The sequence below is a fragment of the Alkalimonas mucilaginosa genome (genome assembly GCF_036327005.1).
Taxonomy (GTDB): Bacteria; Pseudomonadota; Gammaproteobacteria; order Enterobacterales; family Alteromonadaceae; genus Alkalimonas; species Alkalimonas mucilaginosa.
In genome coordinates this window covers 17,551-37,283 of the sequence record NZ_JAUGZK010000008.1, presented here as the reverse complement: position 1 = coordinate 37,283, position 19,733 = coordinate 17,551, and the positions used below count along the sequence as shown (strand labels likewise).

Sequence of the window (19,733 nt, the reverse complement as noted above, 5' to 3'; positions counted from 1 at the left end):
ATGCTTAGCCAGTTAAGACGCATTGTTCAGGATGTGGCACAAGAGCCTGTTCTGAGCAGGGCGTTGTCGGGGCTGGTTGCGGATGTGAAGCAAGCACTCAAAACGGAGTGCTGCTCGGTTTATCTTGCGAATTACGATCAACAACATTTTATGCTGATGGCAACCGATGGTCTTAACCCTGATGCGGTTGGGAAGGTTGCCATTGGTTTTTCAGAAGGACTGATTGGTTGGGTTGGACAAAGAGAAGAACCCATTAATCTGGCTGCTGCACAGCAACATCCCCGCTTTAAAGTGACTCCTGAAGTCAGTGAGGATCGCTTTTCTGCTTTTTTAGGCTGTCCTATTATTCATCACCGCAAAGTTTTGGGGGTTTTAACCATCCAACAAGGCACGGAGCGTGTTTTTAGCGAGGATGAAGAGTCTTTTCTGGTGACACTGGGCGCACAGCTAGCCGCTGTGCTCGCCAATGCAGAGCTTCGTGAACTTGCCAGCAGTGGCACTGGCTCGAAAAGCCGTTCCAGCCAGTTGAATGGTCTGCCAGGTGCACCCGGCATTGCCATAGGTGAAGCCTTTGTGTTGCAGCCTGCCTGTGACTTTAATGCAGTTTCCTTGCAGCGTTCGGAGGAGCCAGATAAAGAGCTATCGCGTTTTTATCGGGCGGTAAAAATAACCAAAGCCGAGTTTAAGCGTTTATCTGAGCGCATGGCAGATCATCTGCCAACCGATGCTCTGGCCATTTTTGATGTGTACCAGCAGTTGCTGGATGCTGCCAGTCTCGGCAATGAAATTGAGCAGCAAATTGCCGAAGGATGGTGTGCTAAAAGTGCCCTCAAGCGGGTGGTGGAGAAGTTTGCCCGCCAGTTTGAGGATATGGAAGACGCCTACTTCAAAGAGAGGGCAACCGATATTCGTGACCTGGGTGAGCGTGTGCTTATTCATTTGCTCGATACCGAAAAGCGACAATTCAAGCTGCCCGAAAAAGTAGTACTGGTTGCTGAAAATGTCACGGCATCTATGTTGGCAGAAGTTCCCAGAGCGCAGCTGGTTGCTGTTATTTCGCTTTGTGGCTCAGTGAACTCGCATGCAGCTATTATGGCCAGAGCTTTGGGTATTCCTGCCGTCATGGGGGTAGAGGGTTTATCCCTGATGCAATGGCAAGGGCTTCGTTTGATTGTGGATGGTTACCAGGGGCAAATTTTATTGGATCCCGCTGAAGCCATTTATGCAGAATACCAACAGCTTATCAGTGAAGATGCTGAATTATCAGCGCATTACCAGGCTGAAGTTGGCCTGGCTGCTCAGTCCCTGTGTGGTCATCGCTTTTCTTTGATGATCAATGCCGGCCTTGCTGTCGACCCAGATCAAAGCAACAGCGATGTGAGCGATGGCGTTGGCCTGTATCGGACAGAGTTTCCGTTTATCGTCCGCAATCAGTTCCCAACAGAGCAGGAGCAAGTCGAGTTGTACCAAGGGATGTTGAATGCTTACCCAGGGAAGCCGGTGATCATGCGAACTCTGGATGTGGGTGGCGACAAGCCTTTGCCTTATTTTGCTATCAATGAGGAAAACCCGTTTTTAGGTTGGCGCGGCATCCGTTTGACCCTCGATCATCCTGAGATTTTTTTGGTGCAAATCCGCGCTATGTTAAAAGCCAGTATTCAATCCAATAATTTGCACATTTTGTTGCCAATGATCTCCGACTTGTCGGAGATAGATGAGTCCATACGTCTGATTAGGCAAGCTTGCTTTGAAGTGGGCGACGAACTGGCCCTGGAATTGGCCAAGCCCAAAGTCGGTGTGATGATAGAAGTGCCTTCCATCATGTATCAGTTGACCGAGTTAGCCGCTAAGGTTGATTTTTGCTCGGTGGGTACCAATGATTTAACCCAGTATCTGTTGGCGGTGGATCGGAACAATGCCCGGGTGGCCAGTTTATACGATGCCATGCATCCCGCTGTGCTTCGTGCGCTTTACCAGATGGGGCAGCAGTTGCAGGCGCTGCAGTTACCTACCAGCATTTGTGGTGAGCTGGCGGGTGAACCTGCCGGTGTGTTGCTGTTGGCCGCGATGGGATACGATTCCTTCAGTATGAACAGCAGTCAGTTGGCAAAAATTAAATGGTTGTTAAGGCGGGTAAGCCTGAAAGAACTACAGACTGTGTTGCGAGATGCACTCGATAGCGAGTCGCCCAAAGAAGTCAGAAATAAAGTACACCGCTTCCTCGAGCAGAAATCATTAACTGCTCAGCTGCGTTCCTAAGCTGCGACCTTGTGTTGAAACTGGTAGACTAGGCTTAACTTTTTTAATGGGACACACTCCTTGCTCAGTATCATTATTATTTCTGCCCTGATGGGGGCTATCGTCGGTTTGTTGGCCGGCTTGTTAGGCATCGGTGGCGGTTTGATTGTCGTACCGGTGTTGTTGGTCCTGTTGCCTGCCTTTGGTATCGTTGCCCCTGAGCATGCCATGTTGGTGGCGATTGCCACTTCGCTTGGCTCTATTGTGATTACTGCTACTTCATCCATCCGGGCCCATCATAAGTGGGGGAATGTACCCTGGCCTTTAGCCAGCCGTATTATGCTCGGCTCTGCAGTTGGTGCCTGGTGTGTTGGTTATCTTGCGCATTTGGTCGATGGTGTTGTGTTGCAACGGATTTTCGCAGTAGCGGTTACTTTAATTGCATTGCGGATGCTGGCTTCACGCTCCGTGATTGGCAAACGGGCTTTACCCGGCAACTCTGCTGTTATTGGCGCATCCGGTGTTTTGGGAGGCCTGGCCAGTTTGCTTGGTATTGGTGGCGGGGCTTTGTTTGTACCAGTACTTAATTATTATTCGGTTGATATGAAGCGAGCCATTGGCTGTGCTGCCGCCAGTGGGGTAGCCATCGCACTTTTTGGCACTCTGGGCTATGTTATTGCTGGCTGGCAGCAGTATCAACTGAGCGATGGATTCCTTGGCTTCATCTATTTACCAGCGATGTTTGGTATTATCCTGACATCTATTTTCACGGCTCCTGTCGGAGCCCGTTTAACACAGCAGCTACCAGTGATGAAAATAAAACGCTTTTTTGGTGTTTTTCTGATGCTGGTTGCGCTTCGCATGTTTTTCGCTTAAGCAGGATTTAACAGAGCTCATGTCACAGACTTTTCTGAATTACCCAAGTATCGATCCCGTTGCTATCAGTATTGGCCCAGTGGCCGTTCATTGGTATGGTTTGATGTATCTGGTGGCTTTTGTGATTGCCTGGTGGCTGGCAAACCGTCAGGCCAGGGCACCCGCCTCTGGCTGGGACAAACAGCAGGTGAGTGATCTGCTGTTTTATGGTTTTTTGGGGGTTATCTTAGGCGGCCGCATCGGTTATGTGCTGTTTTATCAATTTGATAGCTTTTTGGCCGATCCATTGTATCTGGTAAAAATATGGACTGGTGGTATGTCGTTTCATGGTGGTTTACTGGGCGTGTTGGTTGCCATGGCTTTGTTTGCCCGCAAGTACCGCAAGGACTATCTGGCACTTGGGGATTTTGTTGCCCCGTTAATCCCGCTGGGATTAGCCGCTGGTCGCATCGGTAATTTTATTAATGCCGAGCTCTGGGGACGGGTGACCGATGTTCCCTGGGGCATGGTATTTCCTGGTGCGGGTCCACTGCCGCGGCATCCATCGCAGTTGTACCATGTCGCTCTGGAAGGGATTCTGCTGTTTGTGATCATCCTGTTGGTACGTCACTTTAAGCCAGCCAGAGGCACTCTGGGAGGCGTCTTTTTGTTAGGTTATGGCGTGGCCCGCTTTATTGTCGAGTTTTTCCGTGAGCCAGATGCACATTTAGGTGTTTTGTCACTTGGGATGACCATGGGGCAGTGGCTCTGTCTGCCAATGATACTGGCTGGGCTCGGGCTTATTATCTATAGCCAGACACACAAAAACGCAGCAGCGAGGACGGCATGAAAAACTATTTAACACTGTGTCAGCGTATCCTGGACGAAGGACGCTGGGTATACAATGAGCGCACTGGTAAGCGATGCCTGACGGTGATTAACGCCGATCTGGAATACGATGTTGGCAACAATGAGTTCCCGTTGATTACAACCCGGAAAAGTTACTGGAAAGCAGCCGTTGCGGAGCTGCTGGGCTACCTACGCGGTTACAGCAATGCGGCTGATTTCAGAGCCCTTGGTACCAAAACCTGGGATGCCAATGCCAATGATAATGCTGCCTGGCTGGCGAACCCTCATCGCAAAGGCGTTGATGATATGGGGCGGGTTTATGGTGTTCAGGGCCGGGCGTGGGCCGGGCCTGAGGGGCAGGTGATCGATCAGTTAAAAAAAGTGGTGGATGATTTACGCCAAGGCAAGGACGACCGTGGCGAAATCATTACTTTTTACAATCCGGGGGAATTTGACCGTGGCTGTTTGCGTCCATGCATGCATACTCATACTTTCTCCTTACTGGAAGATACCCTCTATTTGACCAGTTATCAGCGCTCCTGCGATGTACCTTTGGGACTGAACTTTAATCAGGTACAGGTATTTGCCTTTCTTGCTCTGATGGCGCAAATTTGTGGTGTGAAGCCGGGTAAGGCGTATCATAAAATTGTCAATGCACATATCTATGAAGACCAACTAGCTTTGATGCGGGATGTGCAGTTAAAACGGGATCCTTATCCGGCACCCAAGCTTATTATCAACCCAAAAATCCAATCGTTGCAGGATCTGGAAACCTGGGTAAGCATGGACGATTTTCGTGTTGAAGGCTATCAGCATCATCCTGCGATCCAGTATCCTTTCTCGGTGTAGTGCTTGCTGCAAGCTTGGCACTGTTTTTGTATTGTTTCTGCCAGTAAAGGATCATTCCAGAGGCCGTACCGTGAAAATTTGGCTACTTCTAACACTGGCGCTTACGCTGACTGCATGCAGTCAGTCTCCTGCAAGGCAACAAAGTGCCGATACTGCGGCAAAACCACGCCTTGATCCTGTGCTGTTTTATACGGAGCGGTTGGCAGAGCAGTTGCTTAGGGACTTACCAGCACTGCCACATGGTAGCATGACCGCCGTTACCTTTACCGACAGTACGACCCTGCAACCGGATGCCACCAATGTACGGATGCGTCATTTAGGCTTGCAGCTGCAGGAAAGTATGCTGACAGTGGCCAGCCAGCTTGGCTATCAGGTCACTGAGTTTCGGGCCGGCCAGAGCCTGCAGTTGCATAGCCAACATGATAGTTTGCTAACCAGGCAACTAGCCAGCCTGGCAACAGAACAAAACATCCGCTACATCATTGCCGGAACCCTGTCACAACATGAAGATTTTACTATAGTTAATGCACGACTGGTCGATACAAAGACGAACCGGGTAGTGGCAGCTGCTGCCGATCAAATCCCAACTGCGGTATTAGGATCTGCCAAGCAGGTACAACTACGTCAGCAAATGATTTACCGGTCGTCTCATTAATTCGAAAGCGAGGGTACTATGCGCAGCGGTATTATGCACAAAGGAATCATGGGGCTGGCTATCAGCTTATTGCTAACAAGCTGTGCATCGCAGCAAAAGTGGCAGGATTACCGCGACCGCTCCTTGCAAGTGGCGCCGGCAACAGCTCCGGCACAGTCTGCGGCGGATGCCAGTTATTACCAGAGCCTGGTTAGCCAACAAGCGAGCTACAGCAGCAATCGTCGGGCTGAAGCTCGGCTAGAGCAGCGTTACCAGGGCGAGCAGCGTCGCTCGCTGAATCATTATGTCCAAGGCATGATGCATGATCTGATTGCAGTGATGAGCCCGTCTATTGCTGATTCGGTCTTTGCCGTGACCAGTTTCGTCTATCTTGATGGAGCCTATGACGATACCGATCTGCTTGGCAATCAACTGGCTGAAAGCTTTATGCATGAAGTGCATCAGTTTGGTTTGGAGCAGATAGACTTTAAAACCACCGACTTTATTCGGGTCACCCCACAAGGCGACTTTGTTTTTAGTCGTGATTTTCTGGAGCTGCGTGAAGAGCAGCCCATTGAGTATGTGCTTGGTGGAACTTTAGTCCGGCATCAATCCGGTGTTATGGTGAATGCGCGTTTGGTCGGTATTGACTCAAAGCGGGTACTGGCTTCGGCTCAGGGGTTTATTCCTCAAGCTGTGATCGCCGGCTTGCAGCCTTCTGAGCGCCAACAGCGGGTGATCCTGCAGCAGGGGGCTGAATGATGCGGGGTTTGATTTGCTTAGTGCCGCTGATACTTGCCGCTTGCAGTAACTTATCATTTTGTGGGGCTTCCCATTGTCAGACTATCGACCCAGAGCCGGTAACGTTGCCAGAGCCAACTCCCTGGTACAGGGTGCCGGCAACGGCTGAACAAAGTGAACCAGCCAGCTACCAGATGCCATACTGGGCTCAGAGTCAAAAACGATTGCAACATTACGCGGACCAACTGGCGTATCAACTGGCTCAGGCCGATGCGGTCAAAGGGCAGCGATTGGCTATCAGCAGCTTTGTCGAGCTGGATGAAACCCTAAGCCAAAGCACACCGCTTGGCAACCAGCTGTCGGAATTGCTCCGTACTTTGTTGCCACAGCATGGTGTTACTGTCGTAGAGCACAAGCTAACCAGTCGCCTGTGGGTTGGCCCGCACGGTGATTTTGCTTTATCCCGGGATGCCCGCTTACTGGCAAAACAGCTGGAGATGGATGCAATTCTAACCGGGACCCTGGTGACCACTGAGCGTGGTATGGAAATTCAGGCCAGGGTGGTACAGCTGGACACTCAGTCTATCAGCAGCAGCGCCACGGGCTTTATTCCTCATCTGGTTTTAAACCAAATTCGGCCTTAAGCCTGCTTGGACTCAAGCTGATTGCTGCGCTTTAGCCAGTGCCTGAATTTTCCCAACAATGGCACGCAAGCCATTACCACGGGTAGGGCTGATATGGCGCTCTAAATCCAATGCTTTAAAATAGTTATCAATGTCAAAAGCCAGAATGTTGGCAGGAGTTTGGTTGTGATAAGCAGCCAATACAATCGCCAGCAAGCCATTGACAATGACTGCATCGCTGTCGGCCTGAAATTGCAAGACACCATCTTTGCACTGGCTTAATAACCAAACTTTGCTTTGGCAGCCAGGGACCAACAAGGCATCGGTCTTGTAGTGTTCGTCCAGTGCAGGAATGCTTTTTCCCAGATCAATGATGTACTGATAGCGTTGCTCCCAGTCATCAAAAAAAGCAATGTCGTCTACGATATCTTGATGGCTTGGTAAGGTCATAAAACACTCTTGTAATAGTTGCATTCAGATTAAAAGAACAGGCCGGCTTCCAATTGGGCTTCTTCGCTCATCATTTCACGTGACCAGGCCGGATCAAACACCAGGTTCACCTGCACTTTTTTCACGTTGGGTACCATACTAACCCGGTGCTCTACGTCGCCAACCAGGACTGGCCCCATACCGCATGCAGGTGCGGTCAGGGTCATATCAATATGAACGCTATGGTCTGATTGCTCTACCTTAACCTGGTAGATCAGCCCCAGTGACAATAAATTGATCGGGATCTCTGGATCGTAAACAGTTTCAAGCGCCTGATAGATCTGACGTTCTTCAATTTTGTCATCTTTGGGCGTGCTGAACTCCAGCTTGAGTGGTTTGCGGCCAATCGCATCGGCATCGGTACCGTCGACCCGGTACATGTTACCGCGCCAGGTGATGGTAAAGTTACCTCCCAGATCCTGGGTAATGGTGACAAACTCTCCCTCGGGGATAAGCTGCTTATCCCCATTGGGAACCCGCCGCACGATGCAATCGCGCTCGGTAGAAACTATTTTTTGTTGCATTCATCCACCTGCAGAGCAAACAGCAGCAGCACAGCAGTGCTGCTTAGCTCACATTAAAGCTTTCGCCGCAACCACATTCTGCGACCACATTCGGATTGTTGAACTTCAACACACCGTTTAAGCCTTCTTTGACGTAATCAATTTCCGTGTTGCGCACCAGCGGCAGCGCATCAGCTGCAATGCAAAACGTCAGCTGTTCACTGACATGCAGCTCAGTATCGCCAGCTGTAGCTTGTGCGACAATATCCAGAACATAGGCATAGCCGGTGCAGCCACTGGTTTTGGTGGATAATCGCACCACATGGCCAGGAGTTTTTTCGACTTTGCTTTCAAAGTGGCGGATAGCGGCATCTGTCAGCTGCACTGCATCGCCACTAACTGTCTTGCTTGGGGTAAAGGTTTCTACCTGCATAATCTATCCTTAAGCGAGCATACGCTGGGTTTTCTTTAATGCGCGGAATAGGGCGTCCACTTCTTCCAAGGTATTGTACACCGAAAATGATGCTCTGGCGGTGCCGGGTAGGCCCAGACGCTGCATCAGCGGTTGGGCGCAGTGTGAACCAGTGCGAATGGCAATACCTTGTTTATCGAGCAGAAAGCCGACATCTGCCGGGTGACTACCTTGCAGCACAAAGCTAAAAACACCGATCTTATCGGCAGCGGTACCCACCAGTTGGATGCCTTCAAAGTCGGTTGCCAGCGTTGTTGCGTAAGCCAGCAGGGCGCGCTCGTGTGCCTGGATGGCCGATACATCAAACTGAGTTAACCAATCAATAGCCGCTGCCAGACCAATCACGCCGGCTATGTTGGGGGTACCAGCTTCCAATCGGTTGGGTAACTCGCCCCAGGTCGCGCTGTGGTAAGTTACCTGAGCAATCATTTCCCCACCGGTTTGCCATACCGGCCAGTCTTGCAGCACTTCTGCTTTGCCCCAAAGTACACCAACGCCAGTTGGGCCAAATACTTTATGACCCGAGAAAGCGTAAAAGTCACAGCCTATCTCGCGGACATTGACGCCACCATGCGCAATGCCCTGAGCACCATCGATCAGGACCAGTGCACCATGGGCTTTGGCAAGCCTGGTTAAATCCTGAATGGGATTCACGGTGCCAAGTGCGTTGGAGACATGGGGTAGGGCAACCAGCCTGGTATTGGCTGATAGCAGGGCTGCAAAGGCTTCAGTATCCAAAGCACCATTGTCGTGGATAGGCACTATTTTTAAGCTGGCACCACTACGCAGGCATGCCTGTTGCCAGGTGACCAGATTGGCATGGTGCTCCATTTCCGTCACCAGAACTTCATCGCCGGGTTTCAGGCGCTGTGCGATGCCATTGGCTACGATATTGATGGCTTCGGTAGTGCCGCTGGTCCAGATCACCTCGCAGCGATCATAGGCTTGTATAAAGCTAGCTACTTTATCCCGGCTAAGCTCAAAGCGGCGGGTGGCTTCATCAGCCAACTGGTGAGCACCACGATGCACATTGGCGTTGCACTGGCTGTAATAATCGGTAATGGCCTGTATTACCGCCATGGGCTTTTGGGTGGTGGCAGCGTTGTCCAGATAAACCAGTGGTTTGCCTTCCAGTTGCTGTTGTAAAATTGGAAACTCAGCCCGAATGGCGGCTACATCAAATGGGCGTAGGGCTGCACTCATCGAACTTCCATCTCCTTAAAGCGGGCACGTAACTGTGGTGCCAGCCAATGGGCCAGTTGCTGGTTTGGCATCTGGTTGATTAGCTCCTGAATAAAGCCAAAGTTCAGCATGATCAATGCCTGCGAGCGTGAAATACCGCGCGAGCGCAAGTAATAAAGGGCTTCTTCTTCAATTTCTGCCACGGTGGCACCATGGGCACACTGCACATCATCGGCATAAATTTCCAATTCGGGCTTGGTATTGATTTGACCACGACGCGATAGCAACAGGTTACGGTTGTTCAACTCTGCCAGTGTTTTTTGAGCATCGCGATGGATATGAATGCGGCCATTGAATACTGCATTGGCTTTATCACCAACAATACCACGTACGTTTTCATTGGTGGTGCCATTGGGCTTGGCATGCTCGATGGTAGTATGTAAATCGAAATGCTCGCCTTCAGCCAGCAAATACACCGCATTCAGCTTAGCATTGGCATGCTCGCCGTTGTGAATCACATCGACATCGGTGCGCGACAACTGACTGCCATAACCTATCAGGGTGCTGTCAAGGCGGGCCTGATCATGCAGGCAGAAATGACAACCGCCAAAGTAGATAGCCTGCTTGGTATGCATAAGCAGGCGGTAATGCTCCAGTTGTGCGTGTTCACCCAAATCAAACTCGGTAAACCCAGTGCTCAGACTGTTGCTCTGTCCCTGGGTTTGTTCAATGATGCTTGCTTTTGCCTTATTGCCAAGCTGAACCAGTACGCGCTGGTGCGATTCATGACCATCGCTGCTATGGCTGATAATGCGGATTGGTTGCTGGATGTGGCAGTCCTGTTCAATGCGAATAAAGAGGATGTTTTGAGCCAATGCATCGTTGACCAAACCAAAGAGGTGACGCTTAGGTTTGATTTGAGCGTACAGGCTGGTTACTGCTACTTGCTGCAAGGCATCGGCCTGCTCCAACTGACTTACGTGTAATCCTGCCGGCAGATTAAGTGTGGTCAAATCAGTGCGCAGTTCGCCATCGACAAACAACAGATCCAGGCTATCGATACCATCAATGGTTTCAACCTCTGGTTGGGACTGGCTCTGACCTGTAGCCAAAGCCAAATCTTCGACCGCCGATAAAGAGGTGTATTTCCATTGTTCAGTACGACGGCCAGGCCAGGTTGTATCATTCAGTGCCTGCAGCGCCTGACGGCGAACCGGGCTTAACCAGTCCGAAATGGCTTGCCCCCGGTGCAATACCTGTTGCAGCCATGCACTCATGCCTTGGCCTCCTCGCTGCTATCCAGTCCAAGGAAGGCGTAGCCTTCTTTTTCAATTTGTTTAGCCAGGCTGGCATCGCCGCTTTTTACTACCTTGCCATTGGCCAGGATATGCACAAAATCAGGTTCAATGTAATCGAGCAGGCGTTGGTAGTGGGTGATAACCACAAAGCTACGTTTGCCATCCCGCTGGCTGTTGACACCATTGGCAACCACTTGCAAGGCATCAACATCCAAACCAGAGTCGGATTCATCCAAAATACAGAGGCTGGGTTCAAGCAGAATCATCTGCATGATTTCATTGCGTTTCTTCTCACCGCCAGAAAAACCTTCATTAACACCACGCTTGAGAAAGTCCAGTGGTAACTTAACTTGCTGGCAAGCTGCTTTGGCTTTTTTCAGGAACTCGGCTGCACTCAATGGCTCTTCACCGCGCTGCTGACGCATGGTGTTCACTGACTCTTTCATAAACTCCATATTGCTGACGCCAGGGATCTCTACCGGGTACTGAAACGCCAGAAACAGGCCATGACGGGCGCGCTCTTCGATATCGAGCTCCAGCAGGTTTTCACCCTGCAACAACACCTCACCATCCAGTACCTCATAGCCTTCACGACCAGAGAGGACATAGCCCAGGGTACTCTTACCGGCGCCATTTGGCCCCATAATGGCGTGGACTTCACCGGGTTGAATGGTTAGATCCAAGCCGTTAAGAATGTTTTTTTGTTCAACACGAGCGTGCAGGTTTTTAATGGTTAGCATCTATCTATTATCCTACTGAGCCTTCGAGACTGATTTCGAGTAATTTGCCCGCTTCCACGGCGAACTCCATTGGCAATTCTTTAAAGACCTCTTTGCAGAAACCGTTGACGATCATCGACACGGCTTTCTCCGTATCCAGCCCTCGTTGTTTGCACAAAAACAGCTGATCATCGCTCACTTTTGAGGTGGTAGCTTCGTGCTCCACCTTCGCGGTTGGGTTGCGACTTTCAATGTATGGGAAAGTATGTGCACCACAGCGATCGCCAATCAATAGCGAATCACACTCGGTAAAGTTACGGGCGCCATCGGCTTTCGGGCCCATATGCACCAGGCCACGGTATGCGTTGTTGCTTTGGCCGGCGCTAATACCTTTCGAGATGATGGTGGATTTGGTGTTCTTCCCCAGGTGGATCATCTTGGTGCCGGTATCTGCCTGCTGATGACCGCGGGTCAGAGCCACCGAGTAAAACTCGCCGACGCTGTTATCGCCTTTAAGAATGCAGCTGGGGTATTTCCAGGTAACAGCCGAGCCGGTTTCCACCTGAGTCCAGGAAATTTTGGCATTCCGATGGCAAAGGCCGCGTTTGGTCACAAAGTTATAAATACCGCCTTTGCCGTCTTCATCGCCTGGGTACCAGTTTTGTACGGTGGAATATTTAATCTGTGCATCATCCATTGCTACCAACTCTACCACTGCTGCATGCAGTTGATTTTCATCGCGCTGAGGTGCTGTGCAGCCCTCCAGGTAGCTGACATAACTGCCTTCATCGGCAATAATGAGCGTGCGCTCGAACTGACCGGTATTTTGCTCGTTAATACGGAAATAGGTCGACAATTCCATGGGGCAGCGCACACCTTTGGGAATGTAGACAAAAGAGCCATCGGTAAAGACCGCACTGTTCAGCGCGGCAAAGTAATTGTCTGAGCGGGGTACCACCGAGCCTAGATACTTTTTAACCAGCTCGGGGTATTCTTTAATAGCTTCAGAAATAGGGCAGAAAATAACGCCCGCTTCTTTTAATTTTTCCCGAAAAGTGGTGACTACCGAGACGGAGTCGAACACCACATCCACGGCCACACCTGCCAGCATCTCCTGTTCGTACAATGGAATGCCCAGCTTTTCATAAACTCGCAGCAGCTCCGGGTCGACTTCGTCCAACGATTTTGGCTTGTCTTTCATGCTCTTGGGCGATGAAAAATAGGAAATAGCCTGATAATCCATTTTGGGATACTTCACATGAGCCCAATCCGGTTCTTCCATCGTCAGCCAATTGTGGTAAGCGCGCAAGCGCCATTCAAGCATCCACTCAGGCTCTTCTTTCATGGCTGAAATACGACGAATCACATCCTCATCCAGGCCCGCGGCAAAGGTTTCTGATTCAATATCAGAGACAAAACCCGCTTCGTATTTGCGGGATAACGCCTCATGGATCTGCTCGGTCATAACTTTGTCTCACTGCTGTCGTTGTTTCGTATCAATGGCATCATTGTTGTTATCGTACTGAATTGCTTGCTCTGCACGCTATTGGGCCATATGCCTGGGGGTATTGTATAATACCCGAGTAAAATGCTCAACTATTAATACGGATTACTTAAGCCAATGGTTCATAGGATGAACATAGTGCCATATCCTCAGCGGGGCTTGGCTGGCTAGAAGCTTGTTGGGTATTAAGTGGATGCTGGGCCAAAAAAGCAGGGGCATTTTACCTGTCTTAGTGCTTTTTTTATAGCGATATAGGGTTTCAAATGCATCTGAAAATCAATCCTTCCGGTTCGCCGGTATTTTCTGATAGAATTCAGCGCCATTGCCCTATAGTTAAATGGATATAACGGCCCCCTCCTAAGGGGCAGTTGCAGGTTCGATTCCTGCTGGGGCAGCCACATTATGCTTCAGGCTTAAGCCAGCCTATCATCGCGACTAATTACTCACCACCAAAGATCAGCAGCCCCTGGTGATTAAACGTGCAATTTGCACAGCGCTTCGCTACTATCAATTTACTCACTTGCTTCACGTCAACTGAACATGGACGGTAGAAAACGTAAACGCGGAGTCAGGGCGTCCAGAGAAAAGCTGGAAGCTGCTATGTTAGCAAGCGGTTTTGATACACAAGCCGAACTGGCTCAGCAAATCGCGTGCAATGAAGGCATCACGAAACCACCCCGAGATTTAGTCAGCAAAGTATTCCGGGAGCAAGCTGTCTCCCCGCATAATTTGGCGCGTATTGCCAAGGCGCTGCAGGTTCCAGCCTATACCATTTACTTGTCAAAAGAAGATAGTCGTTTCTCTGAAGTGCTCTCAGGCCAGAGTGATGAACCAGAAACAGCTCCGGCTAGGGTGCTGTATTCGAAGTCAGGCCCGTTTGCAGCCAGCCGCGTCATTCCTCAGATAGGTTTCGCCATGCTAGCTTTGGTGATCCTGATGGGGAGCCTGATTTGGTGGCAGCAGAGTAGTGCAGATCATGCTTCTTCGCATCCGACGAGCACCAGGCTCACGTCACCATTGGGTAAGGTGTTGATAGCGGTGCAGGCTCCAGCCAATCTCCACGCGTTTGCGGAGCAAATTGCCAGCCAATTATCTGAGCAGGATGCTATCAGGGCCATGGTTCTTAGCAGGCCGGAAGCGTATCAGCTGCCGGCAAATGAGGTGATCACCACCTGGCAGGCCCATGCTGTTTTACATCTCTCCCAGCACGAAGATCACTATTACGATGCCATTTCTGCGACCATGATATCGCATCAACACAGCCCGGTTATCCATCAGAGCTTGTTTCACCACGAGGCCTTTGCAGCTCAAACTGCAGCGATAGGCCATGCGATTGTGCTGCAAAGTCAGCGCTTTATTGCCGGCGAGCCTCTTGCGCCCATCTTGTCGAACTCTGCTGTTGCACTGAACTATTTCTTACAGGGGAAAAATCAGTTATTTATCAGTAATTCAGCCAGCAGCTTTTCACTTGCTGAATCTCACTTTTTGCAGGCTTTGGAGCAGGATGCAAATTTCGCTGCTGCCCATGCAGAGCTATGCCGTCTTCATGTTCGGAGCAGTTGGATTAGGGATGAAACGGCTTCGCTTGAAAAAGCTGCCACCTACTGCCAATTGGCTACAGAGCAACGACCAGACTTACTTGAGGTGATCACGGCACAAGCGGAGTTACTGGCCCGAAGCGGCCGCACCGAACAAGCCTTAATGCTGTTAAAGGAGCATGCTGACTTAACCAGCGCCGATGCCGATGCGCTTGCGGTCAAAGCCAGCGTTTATCAGGCCCGTTTTGGTGAGGATGACTCGGATCCACCAGGGGAGCTTGCCATAGCCTATGCGAAACAAGCCGTTGATTTAGTCCCCGGGCATTGGTACGCCAACAATATTTTAGGAAGTCTGTATTTTATGCAAGGAAACGCACCGCAGGCTATCGCGCAGTTTGCAAAGGCAAGTATGCAGCACGAAGTGATCCTGGCTAATCTGGGCACGCTGCAGTTGTGTTATGGTGAGCTGGAACAGGCAGAAGAAACCTATTGGGCAGTCATCAATAACTTTGACAACGACCGGCTTGGGCATGAAAACTTAGGGACTATTTACCAGATGCAAGGCAAGTATGAGCTTGCCATTAAACACAAGCAGCTCGCCATTGAGGAGCAACCGGAGGTGGCCATCCATCAGGTTTGGAGCAACTTAGCCGAGCTCTACTTTCTGCTGGGGCAGTCCGAGCCAGCAAAGCAGTATTACAACCATGCACTGACTTTGATTGAGCGGGATGAGCTGCTGGGGAATCTATCCCGAAGCGACCTGCTGTACAAAGTGTACTACCAAACCAAATTGCAAAAGCTGACGACAGAAATGGCACTACCGGACAGCCTGCCGCAGCAAGTTGCGGTGTACTTTGATGCCAGGAACGAGCTCGATATGCAAGCAAAAAGCCACCTGGCCTGGTTACTGGGCATCGTTAACCTACCGGAGGAAAAACAACAAATCAGACAAGAGCTCTCGGCTGTCTGCCCTGTTTATGACCTTTTACCCTAGCTTACCTTTAAGGGTAAAATAGTTGATTTTTAAGGCTTTTTTGTTGGCTGGAAGGAGGCGCTACTTATGGGGCCGCTGCTCCAAAAGCAAGTCCGCCAGCAGACGTTGCGCATTGCCAATGCCATACACCTCTTGCCTGCCTTGCCAGTTGTCGAGCATGGCTTGCCATAGCAATAATTCAGAAGGGCTCCATGGGTTGGCATTCAGCACATAAGTGATGAGTTCAGTTCGCAGCTCATTGGCGTGTTGTTCGAGAAATGGCATCCCAAGCTGCTTTACACAGTGCTGGATAGAATGTCGGATCAGCAGCAGATCGCTGCCCAAAAAGTCAGGGCAGTGGCTTGGCTCAGAGCAAGCCAGTTGCTGAAACACCGAGTGAAGGGGTTGATGTTGCTGCATTAAACGAAAAGCCAGCCAAAACAGTGGAAACAGTGCTTCAAAATCCGCAGCTGAGCTGGCATCACCGTCACTTAAATCGCCGCTGCTGTAGAACTTGGCGGCAGCATACTCAAGGCAGTGACTTGCCTCAGCCAGCATGGCATCTGACAGCTCTGTTGGCAAAGCAGGCTCTGTTTGTTGAAGGGCCGCTTGCCAGACGGATCCCAGGTGTGGCCAGCCGCTTTTTGACTGCGGCTCCTCTGTACTTACCTGCTTAAAACAAACTGGCAGTTTCAGCAGCTCCTGCTCTAAAACACGCAGTTGCCAGTAGGGATGATAGGATTTTACCGCACTAAGCCAGGGCTCTGGCAGTTCCGATGGTTCAGGCGATTCAAACAAAGCGTAACAGCCCTCATCCGAACCAGGCTGTGGGTTTTGTTCATCCAAACTATCGGGTAGCACAAAACGTCCCCTTTGGTGAAAGTTGCAACAAAGCGCTGCTTCTATGCAGTAACCACACATCATTTCTTTCCTTTTAAGCAGATTTTTTGTTTGGGCAGCAATGGGTAGGCATCTTTGCTGATGGCCAGCCGGTCGATGGCCTCTGTGTAGGGGGCAGCATAATCAGCCATCGCGGACAAGCGTCTGGCATACGGCAGGTTGAAGCAATGACTACTGCGGCATGTCAATAACAGCTCAGTCTTGACGCTGCCAATGCGTAAACAATTCGCCAGGCTCAAGCCTTCTGCAACTAAGGTGGCCAGCATACCGCTGTGAGGAGCGGTAGCGAGTTGTTGCTGAAGCGAAGAGGAAGGGCAGGGCCACAACATTGCCCCGGGGCCGTCAGGCAATTGCTGAGGTTCCCAAGGTGCAGTTTGCACCTGCAGATCCATCAACACCAGGTAATTGCTGTCATCATCGTTGTAATACGGATCGTCATCATGCAGGCAAAAGTAAAGTCGTGCATTGCACTGGAAAGAGGCTGCCTGGCCATGCAGCGACAGGGCTGGCAGATCTTCCATTACAGCCGCTATGTCGTTTTCGAGTTCTTGCTCCAGTGCATAAAGCTGTTTGTTGAGCCTTGCAAATGACAGACGCTCGGTTCGGGTAAGCTCATTACCATGAAGCGTCCCCATGAAATAAGGCGACAGCTCAGGCAGGCGCTGTTGCCAGCACAAGGTCGGTGAAAGTAGCAGCAGCTTGGCCATGGTCATTCCTCAAACCAATGTGCTGCCAGCTTACTGTTTTCCAGCGACAAAATAGGTCGCTTAGCGGCCAGGTCAATACAAACTCCCTCAACGGCTCGTTTGCTTGGCTTGTTCAAACTGATCCAGCTCCTTCAGGCGGTCGGCTATAAAATGGAGTCTTCTTTCTTCGTTAAAGTCAGCGGCGTAAACACGGTAACAGCGGTACTTATTTTTTGCTTCAAGCCATCGGTCAACATTTTCTTCTTTTAAGATAATTGAGTCGGCTAGTTCTGTATCTTCATTCGCAGGCAGATGTGCATACGTGCCAATGGTTGTTTTCTCTTTGTCTCCGGAGAGAAACAACACAACATCCGACTCGTTGTGATTCCAGCAACTTAAAGAAAAGCGGAGGGCAGGGTAGTCACCCCAAGTGTGTTGGCGAATCGCGACACTCTTGCCCAACATCTGTTGCAATTTAACTTGAAGTTCTTGATGGTACTCCTTAATGGCTTGCTGCTTTACCGATTGCAGCTCACTGATGGATTTCAAATTTTCCAGAACAAACTTACGCGTCTCATGATTAACGGTTGGTGGTGTCATCAAGTCCTCCAAATGTAAAATGAATTCCCGCAGCAATATGGTCCATTTATTCAGTGGTTGTGAATAGAAGTGCTCGGAAAGCAGGCTTTTTAAGTTTGAGATAAGCTTGGTGTAACTGACTCCCTGCCAAGGTGCAGCTGGGGCTATGCCATCAGGCGAAAGTACGACAAAAACTTCTTTTTTACCTGCAAAGCGGTTTTTTTCATCGAGTTGAATAAATTCCTGATAGCTATCGAAAGGGTTGTTTTGATTATGGAAAATCTTGTTTTCAAGCACCATAACCCAATCATTGCTCACTAAAAGCAGGTCAATCCTTCCACCTTTCGTGCTGACTTCTCGTTCAGGCGGAGCGGTAAGAGTAGGGTCAAGCTGATGATATTCCTCGTCAAGGCAGAGCAGCAGGGCCCGTAATGCAATATTCCCTAGTTGATGTTGCTCATGACTGTCAAGAAAAAATGCCAGAATATCTGTGGTAGGATTTTCGTAATAGCCTTTGGTGCCGATATTGAAAATATTCGTTTCCCTGGCAGTGAATGGCTGGAGTTTTTTAAACTCAGCTATTAAATCATCAAACTTTTCTTTTTTATTTTCCATGTGTTACCTTACTTTATGTAGTTGATTTAATGCCGCCAAAGTCTATTGGTTATTTGGTTGCAACCGTTCCAATGACAAGATGCCACCTTCAAGGTAACTGCAAAGCTCCGACAGAATCAACTCGGCTTCCGCCCTACTAAGGTAGGGAACTTTTATCGTTTTCGCCAAGAAAAAACGTTTCCCGCTGAGCTCATCATCCTTTCCAAATGGCATGGCTTGCAGAACAGAGTCTCTGGTTGGAATGGGGGTAAGGAACTCCACATCCCGATAGAGGGTATTGGTATCTGGTGCTTGCACAGGGCCCTTTTTAACTCGGGCCGCAGCAACCAGGCCGCACCATTTATGGCAGAAAAAGACAACATCACTTGGGGTTAGGTATTCAACCAAGCGTTTTGCATCACCAAATGCGATGACACGGCTATGCTCTATCATGGACCAAGTGGCGTACTCAGCCAAGCTTCGATGGGTATCAAAAAACACTCCTTTCAAACCGGCAGCATCGCAATGGGTATCGAAGAGGACAAATACACTATAAGGCGACAGCTCAGGCAGGCGCTGTTGCCAGCACAAGGTCGGTGAAAGTAGCAGCAGCTTGGCCATGGTAATTCCTCAAACCAATGTGCTGCCAGCTTACTGTTTTCCAGCGACAAAATAGGTCGCTTAGTGACTGGGTTTTGCTGCGGCCTATTTTGTCGCATCCCCGGCGTAAACTAAGGCTTCATTTCTGGCAGTGCCGGGTGCATGACATCCAAGTTACAGGGAGGCAGCATGAGGTCTAAGGGGCGGCGGAGTCATCGTTCATTTCTCCATGCCTGGCAGCTGTTGCTGACAGAGTTTAACAACTCAGAGGTTTGCCCTGATTGGCTTAAGCCTGTAATGCCGATCAAGCAAGGTTGCAAGCCAAGGTTATTGAAAATGCGACTCAAAAATCAGCTGTAAACAGGTGGGGTTGAGCTCCAGATTCAAGGCTTGCACCCTCAATTACGGATCAATCCGCAACTACACATTTGGTTGGATTCTGACGCCAATATCCAGGTAGCGGTTGACTTTGATGGCGTCAATTTCGATTGGCTCTATGCTTCTGATCTTTTCATCCGCCATAGTGCAAAGGGGTTCTATTGCCGTTGGTGCACTGAGCCAGAGTATTGGCAAGATCCGATAGCACTCTGGCGGCACCATGTATTGGAAGACTTTATAAATTGGGTTCGGAAACAACTCTTTGCGCACGACAGTCTGGAGCTGTGCGTATTAGAGAGAGACTGGGATAAGTTGGTGGCCAAACGAGCTGCCGGTGATAATGCGGAAACATGGCACAACTCGACAACCTGGGCGCGATTTGCCAATTTGCAGCAGATCCTTACGGAAGAGAATCCGCTAACAAGCTCCAGTACCGGTGTATTCCCGCTCTGGCATTCTAAACCGGTGCACCCAGACTTAAATTGTGTTGACTCCTGATGCAACGAATACCTCTGACGAAACAACCCAG

General features: G+C 50.1%; 20 protein-coding genes and 1 tRNA gene. 10 read left to right on the top strand and 11 right to left on the bottom strand.

What is annotated here, in order from left to right; translation table 11 throughout:
* From ptsP to QWF21_RS11610, 7 genes are all read left to right on the top strand, one after another.
* The gene (ptsP, locus tag QWF21_RS11640; RefSeq protein WP_330088312.1) at positions 1 to 2,259 is read left to right on the top strand and encodes a phosphoenolpyruvate--protein phosphotransferase; all 2,259 of its coding nucleotides are present in this window, start codon (positions 1 to 3) and stop codon (positions 2,257 to 2,259) included.
* Positions 2,260 to 2,319: 60 nt separating this feature from the next.
* On the top strand, positions 2,320 to 3,114 hold the full coding sequence (locus QWF21_RS11635; RefSeq protein ID WP_330088225.1) for a sulfite exporter TauE/SafE family protein: 795 nt from the start codon (positions 2,320 to 2,322) through the stop codon (positions 3,112 to 3,114).
* A 19-nt stretch (positions 3,115 to 3,133) separates the two neighbouring features.
* Positions 3,134 to 3,943 carry a prolipoprotein diacylglyceryl transferase gene (gene lgt, locus QWF21_RS11630; RefSeq protein WP_330088224.1) on the top strand — a complete coding sequence of 270 codons (810 nt, stop codon included), beginning with the start codon at positions 3,134 to 3,136 and terminating at the stop codon, positions 3,941 to 3,943.
* On the top strand, positions 3,940 to 4,791 hold the full coding sequence (locus QWF21_RS11625) for a thymidylate synthase (RefSeq protein ID WP_330088223.1): 852 nt from the start codon (positions 3,940 to 3,942) through the stop codon (positions 4,789 to 4,791). The genes lgt and QWF21_RS11625 overlap by 4 nt, the downstream gene beginning before the upstream one ends.
* 70 nt (positions 4,792 to 4,861) lie before the next feature.
* Positions 4,862 to 5,446 carry a FlgO family outer membrane protein gene (locus tag QWF21_RS11620; RefSeq protein ID WP_330088222.1) on the top strand — a complete coding sequence of 195 codons (585 nt, stop codon included), beginning with the start codon at positions 4,862 to 4,864 and terminating at the stop codon, positions 5,444 to 5,446.
* A 33-nt stretch (positions 5,447 to 5,479) separates the two neighbouring features.
* A complete protein-coding gene (locus QWF21_RS11615) occupies positions 5,480 to 6,187 on the top strand; it encodes a FlgO family outer membrane protein (RefSeq protein ID WP_330088221.1) in 708 nt (235 codons plus the stop codon).
* Positions 6,184 to 6,810: a FlgO family outer membrane protein gene (locus QWF21_RS11610; RefSeq protein ID WP_330088220.1), complete on the top strand. Its 627-nt coding sequence runs from the start codon at positions 6,184 to 6,186 to the stop codon at positions 6,808 to 6,810. The genes QWF21_RS11615 and QWF21_RS11610 overlap by 4 nt, the downstream gene beginning before the upstream one ends.
* A 12-nt stretch (positions 6,811 to 6,822) precedes the next feature.
* Here the strand turns inward: QWF21_RS11610 and QWF21_RS11605 are convergent, their stop codons facing one another.
* Genes QWF21_RS11605 through sufB form a run of 7 tightly spaced genes read right to left on the bottom strand, consistent with a single transcriptional unit; the run spans position 6,823 to position 12,917 of the window.
* A complete protein-coding gene (locus QWF21_RS11605; protein WP_330088219.1) occupies positions 6,823 to 7,239 on the bottom strand; it encodes a SufE family protein in 417 nt (138 codons plus the stop codon).
* A gap of 29 nt (positions 7,240 to 7,268) precedes the next feature.
* A complete protein-coding gene (sufT, locus tag QWF21_RS11600; protein WP_330088218.1) occupies positions 7,269 to 7,802 on the bottom strand; it encodes a putative Fe-S cluster assembly protein SufT in 534 nt (177 codons plus the stop codon).
* 43 nt (positions 7,803 to 7,845) lie between these two features.
* Complete coding sequence (locus tag QWF21_RS11595) at positions 7,846 to 8,214, bottom strand: HesB/IscA family protein (RefSeq protein WP_330088217.1); 369 nt, start codon at positions 8,212 to 8,214, stop codon at positions 7,846 to 7,848.
* A 9-nt stretch (positions 8,215 to 8,223) separates the two neighbouring features.
* A complete protein-coding gene (locus QWF21_RS11590) occupies positions 8,224 to 9,456 on the bottom strand; it encodes an aminotransferase class V-fold PLP-dependent enzyme (RefSeq protein WP_330088216.1) in 1,233 nt (410 codons plus the stop codon).
* Entirely contained in the window at positions 9,453 to 10,712 is a 1,260-nt protein-coding gene (gene sufD, locus QWF21_RS11585; RefSeq protein WP_330088215.1) for a Fe-S cluster assembly protein SufD, read from the bottom strand. Before sufD ends, QWF21_RS11590 begins: the two co-directional genes overlap by 4 nt.
* On the bottom strand, positions 10,709 to 11,473 hold the full coding sequence (gene sufC, locus QWF21_RS11580; protein ID WP_330088214.1) for a Fe-S cluster assembly ATPase SufC: 765 nt from the start codon (positions 11,471 to 11,473) through the stop codon (positions 10,709 to 10,711). The genes sufD and sufC overlap by 4 nt, the downstream gene beginning before the upstream one ends.
* 7 nt (positions 11,474 to 11,480) lie before the next feature.
* A complete protein-coding gene (gene sufB, locus QWF21_RS11575) occupies positions 11,481 to 12,917 on the bottom strand; it encodes a Fe-S cluster assembly protein SufB (RefSeq protein ID WP_330088213.1) in 1,437 nt (478 codons plus the stop codon).
* Positions 12,918 to 13,279: 362 nt separating this feature from the next.
* Here sufB and QWF21_RS11570 point away from each other — a divergent pair.
* Both QWF21_RS11570 and QWF21_RS11565 read left to right on the top strand, forming a co-directional pair.
* Positions 13,280 to 13,354, top strand: a tRNA-Arg gene (locus QWF21_RS11570).
* A gap of 202 nt (positions 13,355 to 13,556) precedes the next feature.
* Positions 13,557 to 15,488, top strand: coding sequence for a tetratricopeptide repeat protein (locus tag QWF21_RS11565; RefSeq protein WP_330088212.1), 1,932 nt, complete (start codon positions 13,557 to 13,559; stop codon positions 15,486 to 15,488).
* Between the two features lie 60 nt (positions 15,489 to 15,548).
* Here QWF21_RS11565 and QWF21_RS11560 read toward each other — a convergent pair whose 3' ends face one another.
* The 4 genes from QWF21_RS11560 to QWF21_RS11545 all read right to left on the bottom strand — a co-directional run bounded on the left by QWF21_RS11560 (position 15,549) and on the right by QWF21_RS11545 (position 18,847).
* A complete protein-coding gene (locus QWF21_RS11560; RefSeq protein WP_330088211.1) occupies positions 15,549 to 16,328 on the bottom strand; it encodes a hypothetical protein in 780 nt (259 codons plus the stop codon).
* 59 nt (positions 16,329 to 16,387) lie between these two features.
* Positions 16,388 to 17,074 (bottom strand): hypothetical protein, encoded by a 687-nt coding sequence (locus tag QWF21_RS11555; RefSeq protein ID WP_330088210.1) that lies wholly within the window; start codon positions 17,072 to 17,074, stop codon positions 16,388 to 16,390.
* 87 nt (positions 17,075 to 17,161) lie between these two features.
* A complete protein-coding gene (locus tag QWF21_RS11550; RefSeq protein ID WP_330088209.1) occupies positions 17,162 to 18,247 on the bottom strand; it encodes a PDDEXK-like family protein in 1,086 nt (361 codons plus the stop codon).
* A gap of 42 nt (positions 18,248 to 18,289) precedes the next feature.
* Positions 18,290 to 18,847, bottom strand: coding sequence for a hypothetical protein (locus QWF21_RS11545; protein ID WP_330088208.1), 558 nt, complete (start codon positions 18,845 to 18,847; stop codon positions 18,290 to 18,292).
* A gap of 369 nt (positions 18,848 to 19,216) precedes the next feature.
* Here QWF21_RS11545 and QWF21_RS11540 point away from each other — a divergent pair, with 369 nt between their 5' ends.
* Positions 19,217 to 19,702 carry a hypothetical protein gene (locus tag QWF21_RS11540; RefSeq protein ID WP_330088207.1) on the top strand — a complete coding sequence of 162 codons (486 nt, stop codon included), beginning with the start codon at positions 19,217 to 19,219 and terminating at the stop codon, positions 19,700 to 19,702.
* Positions 19,703 to 19,733 lie beyond the last annotated feature (31 nt).